21 protein-coding genes and 1 tRNA gene are annotated in these 19,753 nt (G+C 67.2%); 14 read left to right on the forward strand and 8 right to left on the reverse strand.

Going from position 1 to position 19,753, the window contains the following annotated elements; all coding sequences use genetic code 11:
* Window positions 1-108 precede the first annotated feature (108 nt).
* Both radA and AC6EUH_RS04100 read right to left on the reverse strand, forming a co-directional pair.
* Window positions 109-1,482: a DNA repair protein RadA gene (radA, locus tag AC6EUH_RS04095; protein ID WP_499737885.1), complete on the reverse strand. Its 1,374-nt coding sequence runs from the start codon at window positions 1,480-1,482 to the stop codon at window positions 109-111.
* 47 nt (window positions 1,483-1,529) lie between these two features.
* Entirely contained in the window at window positions 1,530-2,657 is a 1,128-nt protein-coding gene (locus tag AC6EUH_RS04100) for an FUSC family protein (protein ID WP_499737886.1), read from the reverse strand.
* A gap of 253 nt (window positions 2,658-2,910) precedes the next feature.
* Here AC6EUH_RS04100 and pstS point away from each other — a divergent pair, with 253 nt between their 5' ends.
* The 4 genes from pstS to pstB all read left to right on the forward strand — a co-directional run bounded on the left by pstS (window position 2,911) and on the right by pstB (window position 7,058).
* Window positions 2,911-4,029, forward strand: coding sequence for a phosphate ABC transporter substrate-binding protein PstS (gene pstS / locus AC6EUH_RS04105; RefSeq protein WP_499737887.1), 1,119 nt, complete (start codon window positions 2,911-2,913; stop codon window positions 4,027-4,029).
* 150 nt (window positions 4,030-4,179) lie between these two features.
* Complete coding sequence (gene pstC / locus AC6EUH_RS04110; protein ID WP_499737888.1) at window positions 4,180-5,112, forward strand: phosphate ABC transporter permease subunit PstC; 933 nt, start codon at window positions 4,180-4,182, stop codon at window positions 5,110-5,112.
* Window positions 5,113-6,222 carry a phosphate ABC transporter permease PstA gene (pstA, locus tag AC6EUH_RS04115; protein ID WP_499737889.1) on the forward strand — a complete coding sequence of 370 codons (1,110 nt, stop codon included), beginning with the start codon at window positions 5,113-5,115 and terminating at the stop codon, window positions 6,220-6,222.
* Between the two features lie 56 nt (window positions 6,223-6,278).
* Complete coding sequence (gene pstB / locus AC6EUH_RS04120; RefSeq protein WP_056428179.1) at window positions 6,279-7,058, forward strand: phosphate ABC transporter ATP-binding protein PstB; 780 nt, start codon at window positions 6,279-6,281, stop codon at window positions 7,056-7,058.
* Window positions 7,059-7,088: 30 nt separating this feature from the next.
* Here the strand turns inward: pstB and AC6EUH_RS04125 are convergent, their stop codons facing one another.
* Window positions 7,089-8,105 (reverse strand): inorganic phosphate transporter, encoded by a 1,017-nt coding sequence (locus tag AC6EUH_RS04125; RefSeq protein ID WP_056428178.1) that lies wholly within the window; start codon window positions 8,103-8,105, stop codon window positions 7,089-7,091.
* Between the two features lies 1 nt (window position 8,106).
* The gene (locus AC6EUH_RS04130; RefSeq protein WP_056428177.1) at window positions 8,107-8,724 is read right to left on the reverse strand and encodes a DUF47 domain-containing protein; all 618 of its coding nucleotides are present in this window, start codon (window positions 8,722-8,724) and stop codon (window positions 8,107-8,109) included.
* Between the two features lie 393 nt (window positions 8,725-9,117).
* Here AC6EUH_RS04130 and arsA point away from each other — a divergent pair, with 393 nt between their 5' ends.
* The gene (gene arsA, locus AC6EUH_RS04135) at window positions 9,118-10,881 is read left to right on the forward strand and encodes an arsenical pump-driving ATPase (RefSeq protein WP_499737890.1); all 1,764 of its coding nucleotides are present in this window, start codon (window positions 9,118-9,120) and stop codon (window positions 10,879-10,881) included.
* Window positions 10,882-10,934: 53 nt separating this feature from the next.
* Here the strand turns inward: arsA and AC6EUH_RS04140 are convergent, their stop codons facing one another.
* Together AC6EUH_RS04140 and AC6EUH_RS04145 are read right to left on the reverse strand one after the other, a co-directional pair.
* Complete coding sequence (locus AC6EUH_RS04140; protein ID WP_056428175.1) at window positions 10,935-11,168, reverse strand: hypothetical protein; 234 nt, start codon at window positions 11,166-11,168, stop codon at window positions 10,935-10,937.
* 146 nt (window positions 11,169-11,314) lie between these two features.
* Window positions 11,315-12,055, reverse strand: coding sequence for an aquaporin (locus AC6EUH_RS04145; protein WP_499737891.1), 741 nt, complete (start codon window positions 12,053-12,055; stop codon window positions 11,315-11,317).
* A gap of 45 nt (window positions 12,056-12,100) precedes the next feature.
* Here AC6EUH_RS04145 and AC6EUH_RS04150 point away from each other — a divergent pair, with 45 nt between their 5' ends.
* Genes AC6EUH_RS04150 through AC6EUH_RS04170 form a run of 5 tightly spaced genes read left to right on the forward strand, consistent with a single transcriptional unit; the run spans window position 12,101 to window position 15,406 of the window.
* The gene (locus AC6EUH_RS04150; protein ID WP_056428173.1) at window positions 12,101-12,775 is read left to right on the forward strand and encodes a metalloregulator ArsR/SmtB family transcription factor; all 675 of its coding nucleotides are present in this window, start codon (window positions 12,101-12,103) and stop codon (window positions 12,773-12,775) included.
* Between the two features lie 54 nt (window positions 12,776-12,829).
* Window positions 12,830-13,252 (forward strand): arsenate reductase ArsC, encoded by a 423-nt coding sequence (locus AC6EUH_RS04155; RefSeq protein ID WP_056428171.1) that lies wholly within the window; start codon window positions 12,830-12,832, stop codon window positions 13,250-13,252.
* A gap of 33 nt (window positions 13,253-13,285) precedes the next feature.
* Complete coding sequence (trxB, locus tag AC6EUH_RS04160; protein ID WP_056428169.1) at window positions 13,286-14,278, forward strand: thioredoxin-disulfide reductase; 993 nt, start codon at window positions 13,286-13,288, stop codon at window positions 14,276-14,278.
* Between the two features lie 31 nt (window positions 14,279-14,309).
* Complete coding sequence (locus tag AC6EUH_RS04165; protein WP_499737892.1) at window positions 14,310-14,987, forward strand: arsenate reductase ArsC; 678 nt, start codon at window positions 14,310-14,312, stop codon at window positions 14,985-14,987.
* Entirely contained in the window at window positions 14,984-15,406 is a 423-nt protein-coding gene (locus tag AC6EUH_RS04170; RefSeq protein ID WP_056428163.1) for an arsenate-mycothiol transferase ArsC, read from the forward strand. Before AC6EUH_RS04165 ends, AC6EUH_RS04170 begins: the two co-directional genes overlap by 4 nt.
* Before the next feature lie 248 nt (window positions 15,407-15,654).
* Here the strand turns inward: AC6EUH_RS04170 and AC6EUH_RS04175 are convergent, their stop codons facing one another.
* A complete protein-coding gene (locus AC6EUH_RS04175) occupies window positions 15,655-16,311 on the reverse strand; it encodes a hypothetical protein (RefSeq protein ID WP_499737893.1) in 657 nt (218 codons plus the stop codon).
* A 214-nt stretch (window positions 16,312-16,525) separates the two neighbouring features.
* Between AC6EUH_RS04175 and AC6EUH_RS04180 the strand changes: the two genes are divergently transcribed.
* The 4 genes from AC6EUH_RS04180 (at window position 16,526) to AC6EUH_RS04195 (ending at window position 18,449) form a co-directional block, all read left to right on the forward strand.
* Window positions 16,526-16,598 (forward strand) — tRNA-Lys (locus tag AC6EUH_RS04180).
* A 122-nt stretch (window positions 16,599-16,720) separates the two neighbouring features.
* Window positions 16,721-17,230, forward strand: coding sequence for a MarR family winged helix-turn-helix transcriptional regulator (locus tag AC6EUH_RS04185; RefSeq protein WP_056428161.1), 510 nt, complete (start codon window positions 16,721-16,723; stop codon window positions 17,228-17,230).
* Window positions 17,231-17,280: 50 nt separating this feature from the next.
* Window positions 17,281-17,553, forward strand: coding sequence for a hypothetical protein (locus AC6EUH_RS04190; protein WP_156367526.1), 273 nt, complete (start codon window positions 17,281-17,283; stop codon window positions 17,551-17,553).
* Window positions 17,550-18,449 carry a serine/threonine-protein kinase gene (locus AC6EUH_RS04195; protein WP_235500162.1) on the forward strand — a complete coding sequence of 300 codons (900 nt, stop codon included), beginning with the start codon at window positions 17,550-17,552 and terminating at the stop codon, window positions 18,447-18,449. The genes AC6EUH_RS04190 and AC6EUH_RS04195 overlap by 4 nt, the downstream gene beginning before the upstream one ends.
* Before the next feature lie 30 nt (window positions 18,450-18,479).
* Here AC6EUH_RS04195 and AC6EUH_RS04200 read toward each other — a convergent pair whose 3' ends face one another.
* Entirely contained in the window at window positions 18,480-19,652 is a 1,173-nt protein-coding gene (locus AC6EUH_RS04200) for a GGDEF domain-containing protein (RefSeq protein ID WP_499737894.1), read from the reverse strand.
* Window positions 19,653-19,753: the final 101 nt, after the last annotated feature.

Consider the following 19,753-nt stretch of genomic DNA (forward strand, 5'->3'; position numbering starts at 1 on the left):
CAGAGGCCGTCTTTTGCCCCATGATCCGCCGGATACCGGGCGGGGCATAGGGTCCTAAGTCGCCTTTCGGGCCGCGCGGGCACGCCGGAAGGAGGCCGCAACGAGGTCTCAGCTGATCAGAAGTCCCAGCGCTTCGGCCAGATGCCCGACTTCCCGCACCGAGAAGCCCGCCGGCACAGGGCCGGGGCCGTTCGGGCTCGCGGGGACGACGGCGTGGGTGAACCCCAGCCGGTGGGCCTCCTGGATCCGCTGGTTGATGCCCGGCACCGGGCGGACTTCGCCGGCCAGGCCCACTTCGCCGAAAGCGATGAGCCGCTGCGGAAGGGGTTTCTTGGACTTGGCCGATGCAACGGCCAGTGCGACCGCCAGGTCCGTCGCGGGCTCGCTGAGCTTCACGCCGCCCACGGTCGCCACGTAGGAATCGTCTTTGCTCAGCAGGCACCCGGCCCGCTGCTGGAGGACAGCCAGCAGCATGGCCACCCGCGAACTGTCCAGCCCGCTGGTTGCCCGGCGGGGCTGGGAGCTGGCGCTTTCGGCCAGCAGGGACTGCACCTCCGCGAGCAACGGCCGGCGCCCTTCGAGGGTCACCGTGACGCAGGTTCCGGACACGGGTTCCTTGGTCCGGGAGACGAACAGCCCGCTCGGATCGGCCAGGCCCACAATCCCGTCCTCGTTCAGGTCGAAGCAGCCGACGTCGTCGGTGGGGCCGTACCGGTTCTTGACCGCACGCAGCAGCCGCAGCCTGGAGTGGCGCTCGCCTTCGAACTGGCACACCACGTCCACGAGGTGCTCCAGCAGCCGGGGCCCGGCGATGGAGCCGTCCTTGGTCACATGGCCAACCAGCAGCGTGGTCATGTTGCGGCGTTTGGCTGCGGCGATCAGGGAGGCCGTGACCTCCCGGACCTGCGAGACACCGCCGGCGCTGCCTTCGACGTCGGCGCTGCTCAGCGTCTGCACGGAGTCCACGATCAGCAGGCGCGGCTCGAGCTTCTCCACCTGGCCCAGGGCCTGGCCAAGGTCCGTTTCGGCGGAGAGGTACAAGGACTCGGCGACGGCGTCGATCCGTTCCGCCCGGAGCTTGACCTGCGCGGCGGACTCCTCGCCCGTGATGTAGAGGACGTCCTGGGCGGTGCGGGCAAACTTCGCCGCGACGTCCAGCAGCAGGGTCGACTTGCCGACGCCGGGTTCGCCGGCGAGCAGGATCACTGCTCCGGGGACCAGCCCGCCGCCGAGGACACGGTCCAGTTCGTCCACGCCGGTGGGAAGGAAAGCCGCCGTGGTGGCGTCCACCTCGGAGATCCGGCGGGCCGGCTCCAGCACGGTGGTGGCCGCCGTCGTGCGTGCCACGGCGCCGCCGGTTTCCTCAACGCTGCCCCAGGCCTGGCACTCGCCGCAGCGGCCCACCCACTTGGCTGTGGTCCAGCCGCACTCCGCGCATTTGTAGCCCGGCGCCTTGGAAGTCCGGGAAGTCTTGGTAGCCATTGCTCCACACTATCCGCGGCATACGACAACCACGGTCGCCACGGCAGTTACAGCGGCGGGAGGATGTCCCGGGCTTCGCGCGAGTCGACTCCTGCCGCTTCGAGCAGGTCCACCATCAGGGGGCGGAACAGCATCACCACCGTTTCGCCCTCGAGCCGCTGCACGTCCAGCAGCCGCGGATGCAGCCGGCCGGCGATTTCCCGCAGGTCCGCCCGGGCGGTCCGCAGGTGCGAGCGGCGGACGCCGTCGTGCACTTCCGCAAGGCCCAGGGACAGTTCGTCGACGGCGTCGGCCGTGTCCTGCAGGACGTCGGCGATGTTCTGGGTGGCCTCGTCGGACAACGCCGCATGGTTGATGGCGCTGGTCAGGCGGCGGGCAAAGACGCGGCTGTTGCGCAGCGCGAGGTCGATGTAATCCAGCGACTGTTCCATCTGGTCCAGCTCCTCCCGGTGCCGGCGGTAGGCGGGCGCCAGCGTGGCCACCTCGCCGGAGGCCCGCAGCGACTGCCGCATGGCATCGACCAGCGGCTGGCAGTTCCGCCCCCGGATAAGCGCATGCCAGGCCTGGGTGGAGTCGCTGTAGCTCAGCGCGGAGGCGCATTCGCGCAGCACCTCGCTGAGCTCATGCAGGAGCTTCTTGACGTCACTGCGGGGTTCCCGGCGCGGGTCCTTCGGTACCAGGATCGTCACCAGCAGGGCGAACACCCCGCCCACGATGGCATCGATGCTGCGGGTGAACGGCCCCCCGGCCGGCGCCGGCAACAGCACCACCAGCAGGGACTGCAGCCCCAGCTGGGTGGTGAAAATCGTGCCGCTGTCCAGGAAGCGGGCCAGCAGGATTGAGAACAGCAGCACGACGGCGGCCTGCCAGATTCCGGCGCCCAGCCAGTGCAGCAGCAGGTCCCCGACCACGATGCCAAGGGTGCACCCCAGACCGACTTCAATCACGCGGCGCAGCCTGGGGTCGCGGGAAAAGCCCAGGGAGATGAGGGATGATGTGGCGGCGAAAAGCGGGCCGCTGTGGCCCAGGACGTACTCGGCGAACGCGTAGGCGCCCACGGCGCAGGCGGTCATCTGGATGGCCGGCACCAGGGAGTTCCGGCTCCGGACCAGGCCGGTGCGCACCCGTCGGCGCAGGAACCGGGTGCTTGCGGAGAGTCCAGGGGCGGGGGCCATGCGCTCCAGTCTATTTGTTCGGTCCTCGAGCGCCGGCCGCGCCACAACCCCTACGGATGTGACGCAGCTAACGCAAGAGGGAACCGGCGGATGTAAGCCAATGTCACGGCATCGTTAACCATTCGTTCACCTTGAACGGTCATTCTCTTCATCTGGGGCACCTACCTTCAATAAAGGTACAAACCGTACGCATCCCCTGCCCGGCCTTCTCCGGCCCGGCACGCATAGAAAATCCCTGGAAGGGGTACATCTAGTGAAGGCACTCCGCTTCGGCCGCCACGCGGCAATCGCTGTCATCGCAGCTGGCGCTCTCGCGCTGACCGCCTGTGGTTCTGACAACGCAACGGGCACCGCTCCGGCGACCCCCGCCGCCTCGGGCCCCAAGGCCACCGGCACGCTGACCGGTATCGGTTCCTCCGCACAGGGTGCGGCCATGGACGCGTGGAAGACAAACTTCGCCTCGGCCAACCAGGGTGCCACTGTGCAGTACTCCCCGGACGGCTCCGGCGCAGGCCGCAAGGCACTCCTGGACGGTTCCGCCCAGTTCGGTGGCTCCGATGCCTACCTCAAGGACGAAGAGTACGCCAGCTCCACCACCCAGTGCGGCCCCGACGGCGCCATCAACATCCCGGTCTACATTTCCCCGATCGCCGTGGCCTTCAACCTGCCCGACATCAAGGAACTGAACCTCGACGCCCCCACCGTTGCCAAGATCTTCCGCGGCGAAATCGCCAAGTGGAACGATCCGGCGATCGCTGCCATGAACCCGGACGCCAAGCTGCCGGACCTCAACGTCACCCCGGTGAACCGCTCGGATGACTCCGGCACCACCTCCAACTTCACCGACTACCTGGCCGCTGCGGCCCCCGAGGTCTGGACCGACAAGGCCTCCGGCGTGTGGCCGGCGTCGCTGAAGGGCGAGAACGCCAAGGGCACCTCCGGTGTGGTCAAGACCGTCACCGACACCCCGGGCGCCGTGACCTACGCCGACGACTCCGCCGTCAGCGGCAAGCTCGGCGTCGCGCAGATCAAGGTGGGCGAGACCTTCACGAAGATCTCCGCCGAGGCTGCCGCCAAGGCAGTCGACGCCGGCAAGCCGGTTGAGGGACGCAACGCCAACGACCTCTCCATCAAGCTGGACCGTGCCACCACGATCGAGGGCGCCTACCCGATCGTGCTCGTGTCCTTCCACATCGTCTGCTCCACCTACGACAGCCAGGAAACTGTTGACCTGGTCAAGGCATTCGAGAACTACGTGGTCTCCGAGACCGGTCAGCAGGCAGCCGCTGACGCCGCAAAGTCCGCACCGCTGTCCAAGGAGCTGCAGGACAAGGCAATGGCTTCCATCGAGGCCATCAAGGTCAAGTCGTAGGGAATCCCTTGCGCCACAAGGCATAGTGGAAACACCAGCCTGACCCAGGTTCCCTGTTCCGATCAGACGGTCACCGACCGTCAGCCCGGGGCAGGGAACCTGAGCGTTTTGTCCGAAGAACCAAAAGTTTCGAAGCCGAAGGATCATGAAGTGACCACCACCTCCCTGACCTCGTCCCGGGGCGCAGGCCGCGCCGGAGACAAAGTCTTTTCCGGAGCCACCTTGGCCGCAGGGTGCCTCATCCTGGCCGTGCTCTTCGGAGTGGCGCTCTTCCTGGTTGTCCAGGCATTCCCCGCCCTGACGGCCTCGCCGGACATGATCAAGGGCGGCGAAGGCTTCTTCGCCTACATTTGGCCGATCGTCATCGGCACGCTCATCGCGGCCACCATCGCCCTGGTGATCGCGACGCCGATCGCGATCGGCGTCGCGCTGTTCATCTCGCACTTCGCCCCCCGGCAGCTCGCCTCGGGCCTGGGTTACGTGGTGGACCTGCTGGCCGCCATTCCCTCCGTGGTCTACGGAGCCTGGGGCGCGGCGTTCCTGGCCAAGGAAATCTCGCCGGCTTACAACTGGCTGGCCAGCAACATGGGCTGGCTGCCGATTTTCCAGGGCCCCGCCTCCGCCACAGGCAAGACCATCCTCACCGCGGGAATCGTGCTGGCCGTCATGATCCTGCCCATCATCACCTCCCTGACCCGAGAGATCTTCCTGCAGACCCCCAAGCTGCATGAGGAAGCCTCCCTGGCGCTCGGAGCCACGCGGTGGGAAATGATCAAAATGGCGGTCCTGCCGTTCGCCCGCCCCGGAATCATCAGCGCCGTCATGCTGGGCCTGGGCCGTGCGCTGGGCGAGACCATGGCCGTTGCGCTGGTGTTGTCCTCCGGCGCCCTCACCGCGAGCCTGATCCAGACCGGCAACCAGACCATCGCCGCCGAGATTGCGCTGAATTTCCCCGAAGCCAGCGGGATTCAGGTCAGCACTCTGATCGCAGCAGGCCTCGTCCTGTTTGTCATCACCCTCGGCGTGAACATGATTGCCCGGTGGATCATCACCCGGCACAAAGAATTCTCGGGAGCCAACTAAATGACCGCAACCCTGACCCCCGTCAAGAAGCGCTCGGCCCTCACCAAGGGCCAGTTGCCCAAATGGGCCCCCTACCTTGTCCTGGCCGTGGCCCTGGTGCTCAGTGCCGCCATCATGGCACTGATCGGTTTCCACGCCTTCGGCTGGGGCCTCGTCTCCGCCATCCTCTTCGCGGCCGGCCTCGTCGGCTGGAGTGCAGCAGTTGAAGGCAGCCGGAAGGCCAAGGACAAACTGGCCACGTGCCTCGTCGTCGGGTCATTCCTGATCGCCCTGCTCCCGCTGGTCTCCGTGATCTGGACGGTGCTGGTGAACGGCCTTCCCGGCCTCACGGACCCGGGCTTCCTGACCACCTCGATGAACGGCGTCACGGGCGCCTTCGACAACAAGAGTGTCGAGGAGGGCGCGCCCGTCGTCGGCGGCATCTTCCACGCGCTGATCGGCACCCTGCTCATCACGCTGGTGGCAACCATCATTTCGGTGCCCATCGGCCTGCTGACCGCCATCTACCTGGTGGAATACGGCAACGACCGCCCCCTGGCCCGCTCCATCACCTTCTTCGTGGACGTCATGACCGGCATCCCCTCGATTGTGGCCGGCCTGTTCGCGGCCGCGTTCTTCTTCGCCATCGTGGGGCCGGGCACCAAAACCGGTGCCGTCGCCGCCGTCGCGCTGTCCGTGCTGATGATTCCCGTGGTGGTTCGCTCCAGCGAGGAAATGCTGAAGATCGTCCCCAACGAACTCCGCGAGGCCGCCTACGCCCTCGGCGTCCGCAAGTGGCGCACCATCCTCAAGGTGGTCATCCCGACGGCGATTTCCGGCATCGCGTCCGGCGTCACCCTGGCGATCGCCCGCGTGATCGGCGAGACCGCGCCGATCCTCGTGACCGCCGGCTTCGCGACCTCGATCAACTACAACGTGTTCAGCGGCTGGATGGCCTCGCTGCCCACGTTCATCTACACGCAGATCCTCAACCCGACGTCGCCGTCCAACCCGGATCCGTCCTCCCAGCGCGCCTGGGGTGCGGCCCTGGTGCTGATCATCCTGGTGATGCTGCTCAACCTGATCGCCCGCCTGATCGCCCGCGCGTTCGCCCCCAAGACCGGCCGCTAGCCCGGCGCCGGCCGCCCAACTCTTCAGCCCGTTTCCCCAGCAAGTGAAGGAAAATCATGTCTAAGCGCATCGACGTCAAGGACCTGAACGTCTACTACAGCAAATTCCTGGCCGTTGAAGACGTCAACATCAACATCGACGCCAAATCGGTCACGGCTTTCATCGGTCCCTCCGGCTGCGGCAAGTCCACCTTCCTGCGCACCCTGAACCGTATGCACGAGGTCATCCCCGGCGCCCGGGTGGAAGGCGAGGTGCTCCTCGACGGCGACAACCTGTACGGGCCCGGCGTGGACCCGGTGACCGTCCGCTCGCAGATCGGCATGGTGTTCCAGCGGCCCAACCCGTTCCCCACCATGTCCATCCGGGACAACGTGCTGGCCGGCGTGAAGCTGAACAACCAGAAGATGTCCAAGGGCGAGGCCGACGCGCTGGTGGAGCGCTCACTGCGGGGTGCCAACCTGTGGAATGAGGTCAAGGACCGGCTCGCGAAGCCCGGCTCGGGCCTGTCCGGCGGGCAGCAGCAGCGCCTGTGCATTGCCCGCGCAATCGCCGTGGAGCCCCAGGTGATCCTGATGGACGAGCCCTGCTCCGCCCTGGACCCGATCTCCACACTCGCCATTGAGGACCTCATCAATGAGCTCAAGGACCAGTACACCGTGGTGATCGTGACCCACAACATGCAGCAGGCCGCCCGAGTGTCCCAGAAGACTGCCTTCTTCAACATCGCGGGCACCGGGAAGCCGGGACGCCTGATCGAGTACGGCGACACCCACACCATGTTCAGCAACCCGACTGAAAAGGCCACGGAAGACTACGTCTCCGGCCGCTTCGGATAGGCGGCTCTACTCCGATGAGTCGCTAAGTCGCTAGAGGTCCTTGAGCGGTGACACGGACAGGGCCAGCACGAACGCCACTGCCGCGGTGGCAAGCGGTGTGAGCACCCAAAACAGCAGCACCCGGATAACCACCTTCCGGTTGGTGGCGGGGAACCGCTGGTTGGAACCGGAGCCCAACACGGCCGAGGTGACCGTGTGCGTGGTGGAGATGGGCCAGTGCAGTCCGATCGCGCCCACCAGCAGGATCGCCGAGCTGAACAGCTGGGCCACGGAACCGCGCAGGGGATCCATCCGGATCAGCCGGTAGCCCATGGTGTACGAAATGCGCCAGCCGCCGGCCAGGGTCCCGGCCGTCAGCAGGACCGCGGTGAACAGAGCCACCCAGACCGGCAGCTCGCCGCCGTCGGACAGTCCGGACGCCAGCAGCGCCAGGATCAGGACGGCGCTGGTGCGCTGGCCATCCTGCAGGCCGTGGGCGAACGCCACGGCGCCCCCGGCGATGCTCTGGGCGCTCCGCGCGCGGCTGTTCACGACGTTCGGCGGCGTATACCGCGCGGCCCACGTCGCGGGCCAGACCAGCAGGTAGGCGCCGACGAAAGCAATCAGGGGTGAGAGCAGCAGCGGAAGCGCCACCTGGAAGAGCAGGGACGTGTCAACGCCGCCGACGGGGTTCCCGCCGACGGCGACGCTCGCGACACCGGCGCCGGCCAGCCCTCCCACGAGGGCATGCGTCGAGGACGACGGGATACCCCGCCACCAGGTGTAGATCCCCCACAGCACGGCACTGACGAGACCCGCCACGAGGATGACCAGCCCGTTCTCTCCTGGCGGCAGCTGCACCCAAGTCCGGCTGACGGCGAGGGCCAATGCGGCGCTCAACCCCGCCCCGATGAAGTTGAAGAACCCGGCCAGCAACACCGCAACCGTGGGGGTGAGGGCGCGGGTCCGCACGGCCAGTGCCACCGACGCGGAGGCGTCCCTGAAGCCGTTCAGGAAGGCGAATGCCCCGGCGAAAACCACCACCAGGGCAAACAGGAAGATGGTCACGTCAGGATTCCTTGACGATGATGCTGCCCACCTGGGTCGCGATCCGGCGCATGTCCCTGGTGACTTCCACCAGCTGGTCGGCGATGTCCCGGTTGCGGGCGTACCGCGCCGACTTCATTTCACTGAGCATGTCCGCCACCCAGACCCGATGGGACCGCTCCGCGCGCTTGGCCAGCCGGAGGACCTCGATCCAGTAGTCCTCGAGCTCGTCCAGGTTGTCGAGGTTCCGCATGGCATCGACGGTGAGCTCAGCCTGCCTGCTGATGATCTCCAACTGGTCCGCGGCGCGCTTCGGCAGGCGGTCCAGCTTGTAGAGGGACACCAGGTCGGCGGCGGCATCAAGCTTTTCCATCGCATCATTGAGGTGCCGGGACAGGGCATACATGTCCTCGCGGGGTAGCGGGCTCACGAAAGTGGTCCGCATATGGGTCAGCAGGGCGAAGTGCAGCTCCGCGCATTTGGCCTCGTGGTTGTGCATGTCCTCCACCAGCCGGGCGTTCTCACTGGCCGGTGCGCCAAGGATCTCCGAAAGGGTGCCTGTGGCGAGCACAATCTGGCGTGCCAGCTGGGCAAGGAGATTCAGCCCGGCGGGTTCCTGTGGGAAAAGGCGCAGCTTCACGTGTGGTTACCGGTCTTCGGGAAGGAGGTGCACGGGAGTTTTCTGCCGGGCGTGTGACGTGGTGATGACCCGCGCATGTGCATTACTTTACCGTCCGCCCTGAGAGTGCCGGGAAACCACCCGGGTGGCCCCTCGGAATATGACGGCGGACCGGTGCGCCGTCTCCAACGTAACCCTCACCGACCCTATCTTGCATCGAAAATGATCGATATGCTGTGATGGTGCCACGCTCAAGGCCTCGTATGGATTCAGTGACGACCACCTGGGCGAATGTGGCACTGCGTCCCGGTGCTGGATCGAGCCGCTGCAAGTTCAAGGAGAACCACATGCCTGCCAACCGAACCTACGAATCCGCTCTGTGCAGCGCCACCACGAGCTGCTGCTAGGTCCGGCGTGAAATTTCTCGAGAACCCTCCACGGTTCGTTTTCTTCACAGGCAAGGGCGGTGTTGGCAAGACCTCGGTGGCCTGTGCGACTGCCCTGACCCTGGCAAAGGCCGGCAAGCGGGTGCTGCTGGTCAGCACCGACCCGGCGTCGAATGTCGGACAGGTCTTCGGCGTGACGATCGGAAACGCCGTCTCTGCCATCCCGGATGTTCCGGGTCTCTTTGCGCTGGAGATTGACCCGGAGCAGGCAGCCGAGGCGTACCGGGAACGGATCATCGCACCCGTCCGCGGCCTCCTGCCCGAGTCGGAGCTGGCTGGGATCGCCGAGAGCCTGTCCGGTTCCTGTACCACTGAGATCGCTTCATTCGACGAGTTCACCAACCTGCTCGCCGACGGTGGGTCCTACGGCGAGTATGACCACATCGTCTTCGATACCGCGCCGACCGGCCACACGATCCGGCTGCTCCAGCTGCCCGGTTCGTGGACCGATTTCCTGGCTGCCGGCAAGGGAGACCCCTCTTGCCTCGGCCCCCTCTCCGGGCTGGAGAAGCACAAACAGGTGTACGCCAAGGCGGTCCAGGCCCTCACGGACCCGGCAAGGACCCGGCTTGTCCTGGTCAGCCGTGCGCAGACCTCGTCCCTGAGCGAAATTGAGCGGACCTATCTCGAACTCAACCAGATCGGGATCGGTGGCGGGTACGTCGTCGTCAACGGCGTCCTCCCGGTAGCCGCAGGGGACGAGTACCTGGCGCGGACCTTGCGGGCCCGGGAGGCTGCTGCCATCGCGGCCATTCCCGAGGCCGTCGCCTCACTTCCGCGCGACATATTGGATCTGAAGCCGGGCAATATGGTCGGCATCCCGGCACTCGAGTCCCTGTTCGCGGCCACTTCCGACGCCGATATCACTGATGATGCCGCGCTGGTCCCCGAAATTGAGGGCCTTCCGCTGGCCGCCCTGGTGAACGAAGTGGAACTCGACGGCCACGGCCTCGTGATGTGCATGGGCAAGGGCGGGGTCGGGAAGACCACCGTCGCTGCCGCCATTGCGGTCGCCCTGGCCAAACGCGGGCATGCGGTCCACCTCACCACGACCGATCCCGCAGCCCACCTCACCGAAACTCTCCATGGTTCCATTCCGGGCCTGACGGTCTCGCGCATCGATCCGGAAGCGGCAATTCAGGAGTACAGGGCCCATGTGATGGAGACAAAGGGCCGGAACCTGGACGATCACGGGCGCGCGGCCCTCGCCGAGGACCTGTTGTCGCCCTGCACCGACGAGGTGGCCGTGTTCCGGCAATTCTCCAAGGTGGTCCAGGAATCCCGCCGGCACTTTGTCGTGATCGACACGGCACCGACCGGCCACACCCTGCTGCTCCTGGACGCCACCGGTTCATACCATCGGGAGATCGCCCGTCAGGTCGGCGGCACCATGGGCTTCGTGACGCCCCTTATGAGGCTTCAGGATCCGGCGCAGACCAAGGTTGTTCTTGTCACGCTGGCCGAAACGACGCCCGTGCTCGAAGCCGAAGAATTGCAGGGTGACCTGGAGAGGGCCGGAATCCATCCGTGGGCCTGGGTCATCAATAACTCGATTGCGGCCGCGCACCCGGAGACGCCGTTCCTGCGGGCCCGCGCCGCAAGCGAAATGGAACAGATGACGAAGGTGCACACCCTGGCGGACAGGGTGGCTCTCATTCCGCTGCTGCCCGAGGAGCCCGCCGGTGAAGAGAAGTTGTCGGCCCTGACCGCCCTCAGCTCCCTGCCTGCCTGACGTGGATCCAGCTCCCGCCGACCTTTGTGCGGCGGGGGCTGTGACCCGTTCGGCTAGCCGTCCGGGCGCTGAGCCATCAGGGCTTCGATGTCCCGGGCAGTGGCGTCAAGTCTGGCGATCGTGTCCCGTTGGATCGACCGCAGGTACTCGGCATCCGACTCGCCGTCCTGCACCCAGTTCTCGTCGCCCGGTGAGTCCATCGCTTGGCGCGTGTTGGCGGTTGCCGTCCGGATATTCTCCAGCATCGCACGCAACCGGGCCTCGGTGGCGGGGGTCTCGGCATTCATGGTGTCCTCCTTGGTCGCCTTCGCGTCGTCATCTCCCAGCGACTACCTTCGCCGCCGCCGTGCTTGCAGCACAAGTACTAAAGGACCCGTGTGCGCCGTTCGATCAGCGCGGTGTCCCTCCATTCGCCTCCGGCTGCAGGCGAAGCCTACGCGCTGGCCTTTTCGGAGCGGCGCGGAAGGACGACGTCGTCCGCGGCGCGGGGTGCGGAGGGGAACAGAAGCAGGAGGAGCCCCAGGCCCACGGCCGCGCCGGCCAGCTGCGCCATGACGAATGCCGGAACGGAGGACGGCGCGATGCCCGCGAAGGTGTCGCTGAAGATGCGGCCCACCGTCACCGCCGGGTTCGCGAACGACGTCGAGGACGTGAACCAGTATGCGGCCCCGATATACGCGCCCACGGCCGGCGCGGCGAGGGCGCCGCGGGACGTGGCTGCGAGGGCGAAGATCAGCAGGACAAGCCCGGCGGTTGCCACAACCTCCCCCAGCAGGTGCCCCGTGGTTGCGCGTTCTTTGGCGGAGATGGAGGTGCCCACCTCAAACATGGCGTTCGCGAGCACGCTCCCGCCCGCCGCGCCGACGAGCTGGGCAGCCACATAGGTGCCCAGCTCGGAGAGGGTCAATCCGGACCCGCTGCGCCGGCCCAGGATCCAGTCGGCGAGGGAGACCACGGGGTTGAAATGCGCGCCGCTCACCGGTCCGAGCATCAGGACCAGGACCGTCAGGCCCAGCACGGTGGCGGTGCTGTTCTGGAGCAGCTGCAGGCCTACATCGGTGGGGGAGAGCTGCTGTGCAGCGATCCCGGAGCCAACGACGATGCAGACGAGCAGGCTGGTGCCGAGCAGTTCGGCGATGGCACGGCGCCAGAGGGGCGGCTGGTTGGAAGTCATGGAAACAGCTTGACGGAAAGAATTAACTCAGTCAAAATTGAATCAATGAATATTGATGCAGTGAACGATTTTCGGGCGCGGGTAGCCAAACATGCGGCCCTCGCCGACCCGGCGCGGCTGCGCATCGTTGACCTGCTGACACTGGGGGACTTGTCCCCGACGGAGCTGCAGGCAGAGCTGGGGATGCCGTCGAACCTGCTCTCCCACCACCTGCGCGCGCTGGAAGAGGCCGGGCTGGTGATCCGGCGCCGTTCCGAAGCGGACAGGCGGCGCAGCTACATCCGGCTTGCCCCCGGCGCCCTGGAGGGTCTGGTGCCGGGGGTGGAACACGGTGCGCGCCGCGTCCTGTTTGTCTGCACTCGCAACAGTGCACGGTCCCAGCTGGCCGCCGCGCTCTGGCGGCAGGTCAGCGAGATCCCCTCGCTGTCGGCGGGAACGCATCCCGCGGACCGCATCGCCCGGGGTGCCGTCGAGGTCGCCCGTCGCCACGGCATGGACCTCGCAGACGTTGCTCCGCGCAAGCTGGAGCAGGTGGCGGGGGAGGGGGACTTCGTGGTGACCGTGTGTGACAACGCGCATGAGGAGCTGGGTGGTCTGGGCGGCGTGCATTGGTCAGTGCCGGATCCGCTGCGCCTGGGTACCGAGGAAGCCTTTGAACAGGCTTTCCAGGACATCGCCCACCGGATCAATGACCTTGCCCCGCGCGTGCTGACTGCCTAGCTTTCCGAATATGCCCGCTCTTACCGAGACCCAACTGATTCCAGGAGAAAACCCGTGAGTACCGAAACCGCCAAGAAGCCTTCCGTCCTGTTCGTCTGCGTCCACAACGCCGGCCGCTCCCAGATGGCCGCCGCCTTCCTCACCACCCTGGGCGAGGGGCGGATCGATGTCCGCTCAGCCGGTTCGCAGCCCGCCGACCAAGTCAACCCGGCCGCCGTCGAGGCCATGGCCGAACTCGGCATCGACATGTCCGCCGAAATTCCCAAGATCCTCACCACCGAGGCCGTCAAGGAATCCGACGTCGTCATCACCATGGGCTGCGGCGACACCTGCCCGATCTTCCCCGGCAAGCGCTACGAGGACTGGGAACTCGAGGACCCGGCCGGCCAGGGCGTCGAGTCCGTCCGCCCCATCCGCGACGACATCAAGGCCCGCATCGAGGGCCTCATCGCCTCCCTCGTCCCCGCCGCCAAGTAACCTGCACCCCAACCGACCGCCTAGGAGCATACCGTGAGCGCTGACACCGGAAACACCGAACAGCTGATCATCATCGGGTCCGGCCCCGCCGGCTACACGGCGGCGATCTACGCCGCCCGTGCCGGACTGAAGCCGCTCGTCATCGCCGGCGCGGTCACGGCCGGCGGTGCCCTGATGAACACCACCGAAGTGGAAAACTTCCCCGGCTTCCCCGGCGGCATCCAGGGCCCCGAGCTCATGGACGGCCTCCAGCAGCAGGCCGAGAAGTTCGGCGCGCAGGTGGTGTTCGACGACGTCACAGAGGTCCAGCTCGCGGGCCACCTCAAGCGTGTGGTCACGGCAGCCGGTGAGACGCACGAGGCGCCGGCCGTCATCCTCGCCACCGGCTCCGCCTACAAGGAGCTCGGCCTGCCGGAGGAGAAGAAGTTCAGCGGCCACGGGCTCTCCTGGTGCGCCACGTGCGACGGGTTCTTCTTCCGGGACCAGGACATCATTGTGGTCGGCGGCGGAGACTCAGCCATGGAGGAAGCGACGTTCCTGACCCGCTTCGGGAAGACCGTCACGGTGGTGGTCCGCAAGGGCGAGCTTCGCGCCTCGCGCATCATGGCGCAGCGGGCCAAGGACAACCCCAAGATCAGCTTCGCGTGGAACTCTGCCGTCACCGCGATCCACGGGGACACCAAGGTCACCGGCGTCACCCTGACCGACACCCGCACCGGCGAAGCCCGGGAACAGGCCGCCACCGGCATCTTCGTTGCGATCGGCCACGTCCCGCGCACCGAACTGCTGCACGGCCAGGTGGAGCTCGACGCCGAGGGCTACATCAAGGTGGATTCGCCCACCACGGTCACCAACCTCTCCGGTGTCTTCGCGTGCGGGGACGCCGTGGACCACCGCTACCGGCAGGCCATCACGGCCGCCGGGACCGGCTGCGCCGCCGCCCTGGACGCCGAACGCTACCTCGCGGCCCTCGACGACGCCGACAGCATCGCCACCGCCCTCGTCGAGGAACCCACCCACGCCTGACCCGGTCCGCCGAGCACACTGGAGAGCTGACATGATTGACCACCCTGAACGCGGCACGGGCCTGCAGGACAACACCGAGCTCCTGCACCGGATCAGCGCGCGCCTGGCCGACCGGTTTGCCGGCGTGTTCGCCGCGGAGACGGTGGAGCGCTACGTCTTCGAGTCCTACACGGCGCTGGCCCGGACTGCGAAGATCAAAACGTACCTGCCCTCCACCACGGAACACTTCGCGATCGACCGGCTCAGTGCCCTGGCCAAATCCAAGGGCGCCGTCGCGTCCGAGGTCCCCGAAGTGCTGTTTGTCTGCGTCCAGAACGCCGGCCGGTCCCAGATGGCCGCCGCCCTGCTCACCGTCGAGGCCAAGGGCAGGATCCATGTCCGGTCGGCCGGCTCCCTCCCGGCGGCCGAGCTGGACCCCGCGGTCGTCGCGGCGATGTCCGAAATGGGCCTGGACCTCACCAAGGACTACCCCAAGCCCCTCACCGACGACGTGGTGCGCGCCTCCGACGTGGTGATCACGATGGGCTGCGGCGATTCCTGCCCGATCTACCCGGGCAAACGCTACGAGGACTGGGAGCTGGCAGACCCGGCCGGCCTGCCCGTTGCAGCCGTGCGGATCATCCGCGACGAGATCCACGAGCGGGTCAAAGGACTGACGGCCTCTCTGCTCAACACCCCCTACTCAGACAAGGAAGAACCAAACGCATGACCCAGACGACGAAAAAGCCCAGTGTCCTGTTCGTCTGCAGCAAGAACGGCGGAAAATCCCAGCTCGCCGCCGGACTGATGAACCAGCTCGCTGGCGGGACCGTCACGGTGCACTCCGCCGGGACCAAGCCCGGCACTGCGCTGAACCCCCAGTCCGTGGAGTCGCTGGCTGAACTCGGCATCGACATCACCGGCGAACACCCCAAGCCGGTTACCGGCGACGTGCTGGACGCGGTCGACGTCGTGATCGTCCTGGGCAACGAGGCAAAGGTCGACGCCCCTGAGGGTAAACGGCTCGAGCTCTGGGACACGGACGAGCCCTCCGAACGCGGCATCGAAGGCATGGAACGCATGCGCCTGGTCCGGGATGACATCAAGGCCCGTGTCCAGAAGCTGTATGCGGAGCTCACCGGGAACTGACCGTACCGCGCCGGTTCAGCCCGTGCAGTCGGCTTCGGCAGTTGCTCTCACGGGGTGGTCAGGGCATGAAAATGGTGCCGAACCGGATACGCCTCTCGGCGGTAGGCCGCTCTAGGCGGCTAAATGTTGAAGCCCGGGGGTTTCGCGGTTCGGCACCGCTTTTAGTTTTCTACGTGGCCGGGGACAAGTCAACATTGACAGTCCGCAGGAGGCATGCGTGCCGGGGGAGAGGCGGCGCGCGATGAGCTTCAGTCCAGCTCGCCCAGCCGCCACGCGTTGGCGGCGTGCTCGAGGTCCTCGGCGGTTTTCACCAGGAGGTGCGAATTGCGGGTGAGCTTGCTGGCGTGGCCCTCGTTCCCGTGCTCGGCGCCGTCGGCGAGGGTGGCCTGTCCGAGCGCCACCACGCGGCAGAACGCGGCGGAACGCTCCAGCGCGACGTCGAACTCGCCGTCGAACGCGCCCGAGAGGATGGCGTCCGCCATCGACTTCATCTCGTCGGCTCCGGGCGGCTCGGCGGCGCCGGCGACGACGTGCGAGACCTGGGCGGTGTCCTTGCCGGCCTTGAAATACACGGAGATCCGCTCGGGGTCCTGGATGGTGGCGGCGCGGAGGGCGTATAGCCGCCAGAGGGCTCCCGGAAGGGAGCGTGCCGGGCTTTCGGCCCACATTTCGGCGATGGCCTCCAGGCCCTGCTCGTCGGCGAGCTTCACGAGCCGTTTGGTCACCACGGGGTCGTCGCTGTCGCGGCCTCGGCGCACCAAGGCCTGCGCGGCGAGATGGGCCGCTTCGGAGACGCGGGCGGGATCGGCCCCGCCCGCAAAGGGCTCAAAGTCAATGGGGGCGAAGGGCTTCGGCTTGTGGTGCCGGGGCGGTCCGGGGGTGCTGGATCCTGCTTGCTCGCTCATGCCACCACGCTACTCCAGTGCTGTCGGGGAATCGAGCGTGCAGCCCGCCGGTTGCCGGGTCCCAGCTGCAACCGCCGTGACGGCCGACGGCGTCGTCCCCGCCCCGTGCGAAAAACCGGTCCCGGTCTGGGGTACAGTATTAACGTCCAGAAATGGACTGGGCTGATCGGCCCTCGAATGGCGGATTTATCCGTTGTTTTAGGGCATTCGGCTGGGGCCTTTAGCTCAGTTGGTAGAGCATCGGACTTTTAATCCGTGGGTCGTGGGTTCGATCCCCACAGGGCCCACTCTTTTAGCGAAGAGCGGGAAAACCCCGGCATCCTGGCGACAGGGTGCCGGGGTTTTTTGTTGCCCCGAAACCGCCGAAAACGCATGATGATCTAGTTATCAGTTCGGCTAGGATTGCCGGATGAACGCGAACAGCCCCACCGGATCCGGGTACTGGTATGGACCCGACGACAGGCTCGACCCGCCCGGCGCGGTCCTCCAGGCGCTTCGCGAGTACCGCAACGTGGAAGTTGCCCGTCGGCGCTCCACGAGGGATTCCATGGGGATGGGCGAGACGGACCTGTTGGCGCTGCGATATCTGCTGCGTGCCCAGGCCGCGGGCGAGCAGGCGGGGCCCAAGGACCTCAGCCGCATCCTCGGAATCACCACCGCCTCCACCACGTCATTGATTGACCGGCTCGTGAACAGCGGCCATGTCCGCCGCGAGCCCCACCCCACGGACCGGCGCTCGCTGGTGATCGTCCCCACGGGGGCCACGGATGCCGAGGTACGGGCCACGCTGGGGGACATGCACCGCCGCATGATGGCCGTAGCGGAGGAGCTCAGCGACGAGGAAGCGCGGACCGTGGTCAGGTTCCTGCGGCGAATGAGTGAGGCTATTGCCGAGCCGACGGACCACGGCGGAAATTAACCTCAGCGGCAACTAGCTAGTCTGACTAGTTATATGTATGCTTACCAACTATGTCTGAGATTCGTTTTTCCGCCGGCGCAGTGGCCGCAATGGCGCCAGCTGCTGCACCGGCCACTGCGCCCGCAGCGCTCGGCGCGGCCGCGCCGAGCCACTGCGGGATGCCCATGGAGTGGAAGGCCCCGGCTTCGGCCACCATGTCCGTGTACTCCTTCGCGCCGGCCGATGCCGCGGCAGAGCTGCCGCCGCTCTGGCGCTGCGGTTGCGGCTTCCAGCTTGACGGAATCGTGCACACGTCCGGCATCCTGTCCGAGCTCAGCCGGTGACACCGCACTCCGGGGTAGCCCTGGCGGAGCGGCCCGCCGCCACGGCCCCTGTGGTCGCCGCCGCAGGACTCGATGCCAAACTGCTGGCCCTGCCGGATGCCCCGGCGGGGCGATTCGCCGTCCATGAACTGCTGGGCCGGGGCGCCACCGCTACGGTGTTCCGCGGGACGGACCTCCTGGACGGCCGGCCCGTCGCCATCAAGGTCGCTGAGGGCCCTGACCCGCGGCAGACGGAACGGATCCACGCCGAGGCGCGCATCCTGGCGTCACTGGACCACCCCGCGATCGTCACGTTCATCGCCGAAGGCGTCGTTCCGGCGGGTGACCAGTGGGCAGGCCGCCCCTTCCTCGTTGAGGAGTATGTCTACGGCGGAAGCCTCGCCGAGCGGATCCGCAGTGGCGCTGCCGACACCGGCGACGTGGCCCGGTGGGCGGAGTCGGCGCTGTCCGGGCTTGCGCACATCCATGGGCGCGGGCTGGTTCACCGGGACATCAAACCCGCCAATATCCTGGTCAGCGAACTGCGGCGCTCCGCGGTCCGGATCGCGGATTTCGGCATCGCCACCCCCGCCGGAGTCGAGCTGGAGCCGGGCGATTCCTCCGGCACCGTGCACTACATGAGCCCGGAGCAGGCCGCCGGCCGGCACCCGGGTGCGCCCGGCGACATCTATTCCCTGGGGCTCGTGCTGCTGGAGTGCCTCACCGGGGCCAAGGCGTTCCCGGGGACCCCCGTGGAATCCCTGGTGGCGCGGACCCTTCGCGATCCCGAGATTCCGGCCGGCGTCGGCGCGTCCTGGGTGTCGTTGCTGGCCGCCATGACCGCCATGGATCCCGCGGCGCGCCCTTCGGCCGCTGCGGCCGGAAGGCTCGCAGCAAAGCTTCCGCGCCCTTCCTGAGTTCCCGGGCAGATCAAAACTCCGGGCAGCTCAGCCCGCTTGGGTGCCTGCCCCGGTAAATCCGATCACCGCCCGGTTCCGGCCGGCCGCCTTCGCGTCATACAGGGCCCGGTCGGCTTCCCGGAGGAGGCGCTGCAGCCCCGCGTTCCGGTCCCGTGCGTCGACGACGCCGAAGCTCGCCGTCGGCGCGTCCACACCCTGGGGCAGGGAACTTTTTTCGGCCAGCGCGGCGTTGATCCGGTCGGCGATCCGGACGGCTTCTTCCGCGTCGACGCCATCGAGCAGCAGGGCAAACTCCTCGCCGCCGTAGCGGCCCACCAGGTCCGCGTCCCGCACGGCCGAGCGGCATGCCTCGGCGAAAGCCTGGATGACGCCGTCGCCCGCGTCATGGCCGAACCGGTCGTTGACTGCCTTGAAGCGGTCCAGGTCCGCCATGACAATCGCGGTGTCGACGCCGGCCGCGAGGTTGGCCCGGAGCCGGCGGTGGGCCTGGTGCATAAACTCCCCGCGGTTTAGCAGCCCGGTCAGCCCGTCGCGGTAGGCCAGCTCCTGCAGGTCCTCGGTCCGGCGGGCGTAGTTCAGCGACGTGATGCTGGAGGAGACCACCACCAGCAGGACCATGGCCATCAGCAGGGTCACGCCGGTGCCGAAGAGCACCTGGAACAGCGGATCCGCGGGGCCCAGCACGGCCAGCCCGACGGTCCGGCTCAGGTAGTAGGCGGCACAGCCGGCCGTTGCGACGGCGAGGGACCGGACCAGGTGCCAGGACTCGGCCCGCTCGCGCCACAGCTCCACGGAGGCCAGCCCGATCGCCATCCCCATCAGGGCCAACAGGACAATGCTGCCGATCGGGGCGTTGTCCGTGTGCCGGACGGCGACGTCAATGGCGACGGCTGCCGTCGCCGGAATCCCCAGCAGCCAGGGCCGGTTCCTCCGGCCCGCCAGCGAGCGGGTGCCTGCCCAGACGCAGCCGGAGCCCAGCACCATCACACCGTTGCCCACACTGGGAGCCCAGGCCACTTCCTGGACCTCGCCCATGAAGTAGAAGACGGCGGCCAGGAAGAAGGAGGCGACAGCGCCGCACCACCATCCGGCAAAGGGCGCCCGGCTCTTGCGGTAGGTGTCGAAGTAGAAAAGGACCAGCATGGTCAGCGTCATCACGGCGAAGACCACCATGAGCGTGGACCGGTCGAGCAGCACCATAATTCTGAAGATTCCCAGCTGCCAGGCCGGACCTCCCCAAGGACCGCCGGCGTAGTTCCCGGCCGGATCAGGCCCCGGCCGGGACAAGTCTCTCAGAACGA

Source organism: Arthrobacter sp. 001422645 (assembly GCF_059816125.1).

Coding starts and splice junctions, on each gene's coding strand:
- pstA (WP_499737889.1), top strand. CDS start 5,113: ATGACCGCAACCCTGACCCCCGTCAAGAAGCGCTCGGCCCTCACCAAG.
- AC6EUH_RS04100 (WP_499737886.1), bottom strand. CDS start 2,657: ATGGCCCCCGCCCCTGGACTCTCCGCAAGCACCCGGTTCCTGCGCCGA.
- AC6EUH_RS04140 (WP_056428175.1), bottom strand. CDS start 11,168: ATGAATGCCGAGACCCCCGCCACCGAGGCCCGGTTGCGTGCGATGCTG.
- pstB (WP_056428179.1), top strand. CDS start 6,279: ATGTCTAAGCGCATCGACGTCAAGGACCTGAACGTCTACTACAGCAAA.
- AC6EUH_RS04145 (WP_499737891.1), bottom strand. CDS start 12,055: ATGACTTCCAACCAGCCGCCCCTCTGGCGCCGTGCCATCGCCGAACTG.
- AC6EUH_RS04170 (WP_056428163.1), top strand. CDS start 14,984: ATGACCCAGACGACGAAAAAGCCCAGTGTCCTGTTCGTCTGCAGCAAG.
- AC6EUH_RS04190 (WP_156367526.1), top strand. CDS start 17,281: ATGTCTGAGATTCGTTTTTCCGCCGGCGCAGTGGCCGCAATGGCGCCA.
- AC6EUH_RS04200 (WP_499737894.1), bottom strand. CDS start 19,652: ATGGTGCTGCTCGACCGGTCCACGCTCATGGTGGTCTTCGCCGTGATG.
- AC6EUH_RS04175 (WP_499737893.1), bottom strand. CDS start 16,311: ATGAGCGAGCAAGCAGGATCCAGCACCCCCGGACCGCCCCGGCACCAC.
- radA (WP_499737885.1), bottom strand. CDS start 1,482: ATGGCTACCAAGACTTCCCGGACTTCCAAGGCGCCGGGCTACAAATGC.
- AC6EUH_RS04185 (WP_056428161.1), top strand. CDS start 16,721: ATGAACGCGAACAGCCCCACCGGATCCGGGTACTGGTATGGACCCGAC.
- AC6EUH_RS04150 (WP_056428173.1), top strand. CDS start 12,101: ATGAATATTGATGCAGTGAACGATTTTCGGGCGCGGGTAGCCAAACAT.
- AC6EUH_RS04165 (WP_499737892.1), top strand. CDS start 14,310: ATGATTGACCACCCTGAACGCGGCACGGGCCTGCAGGACAACACCGAG.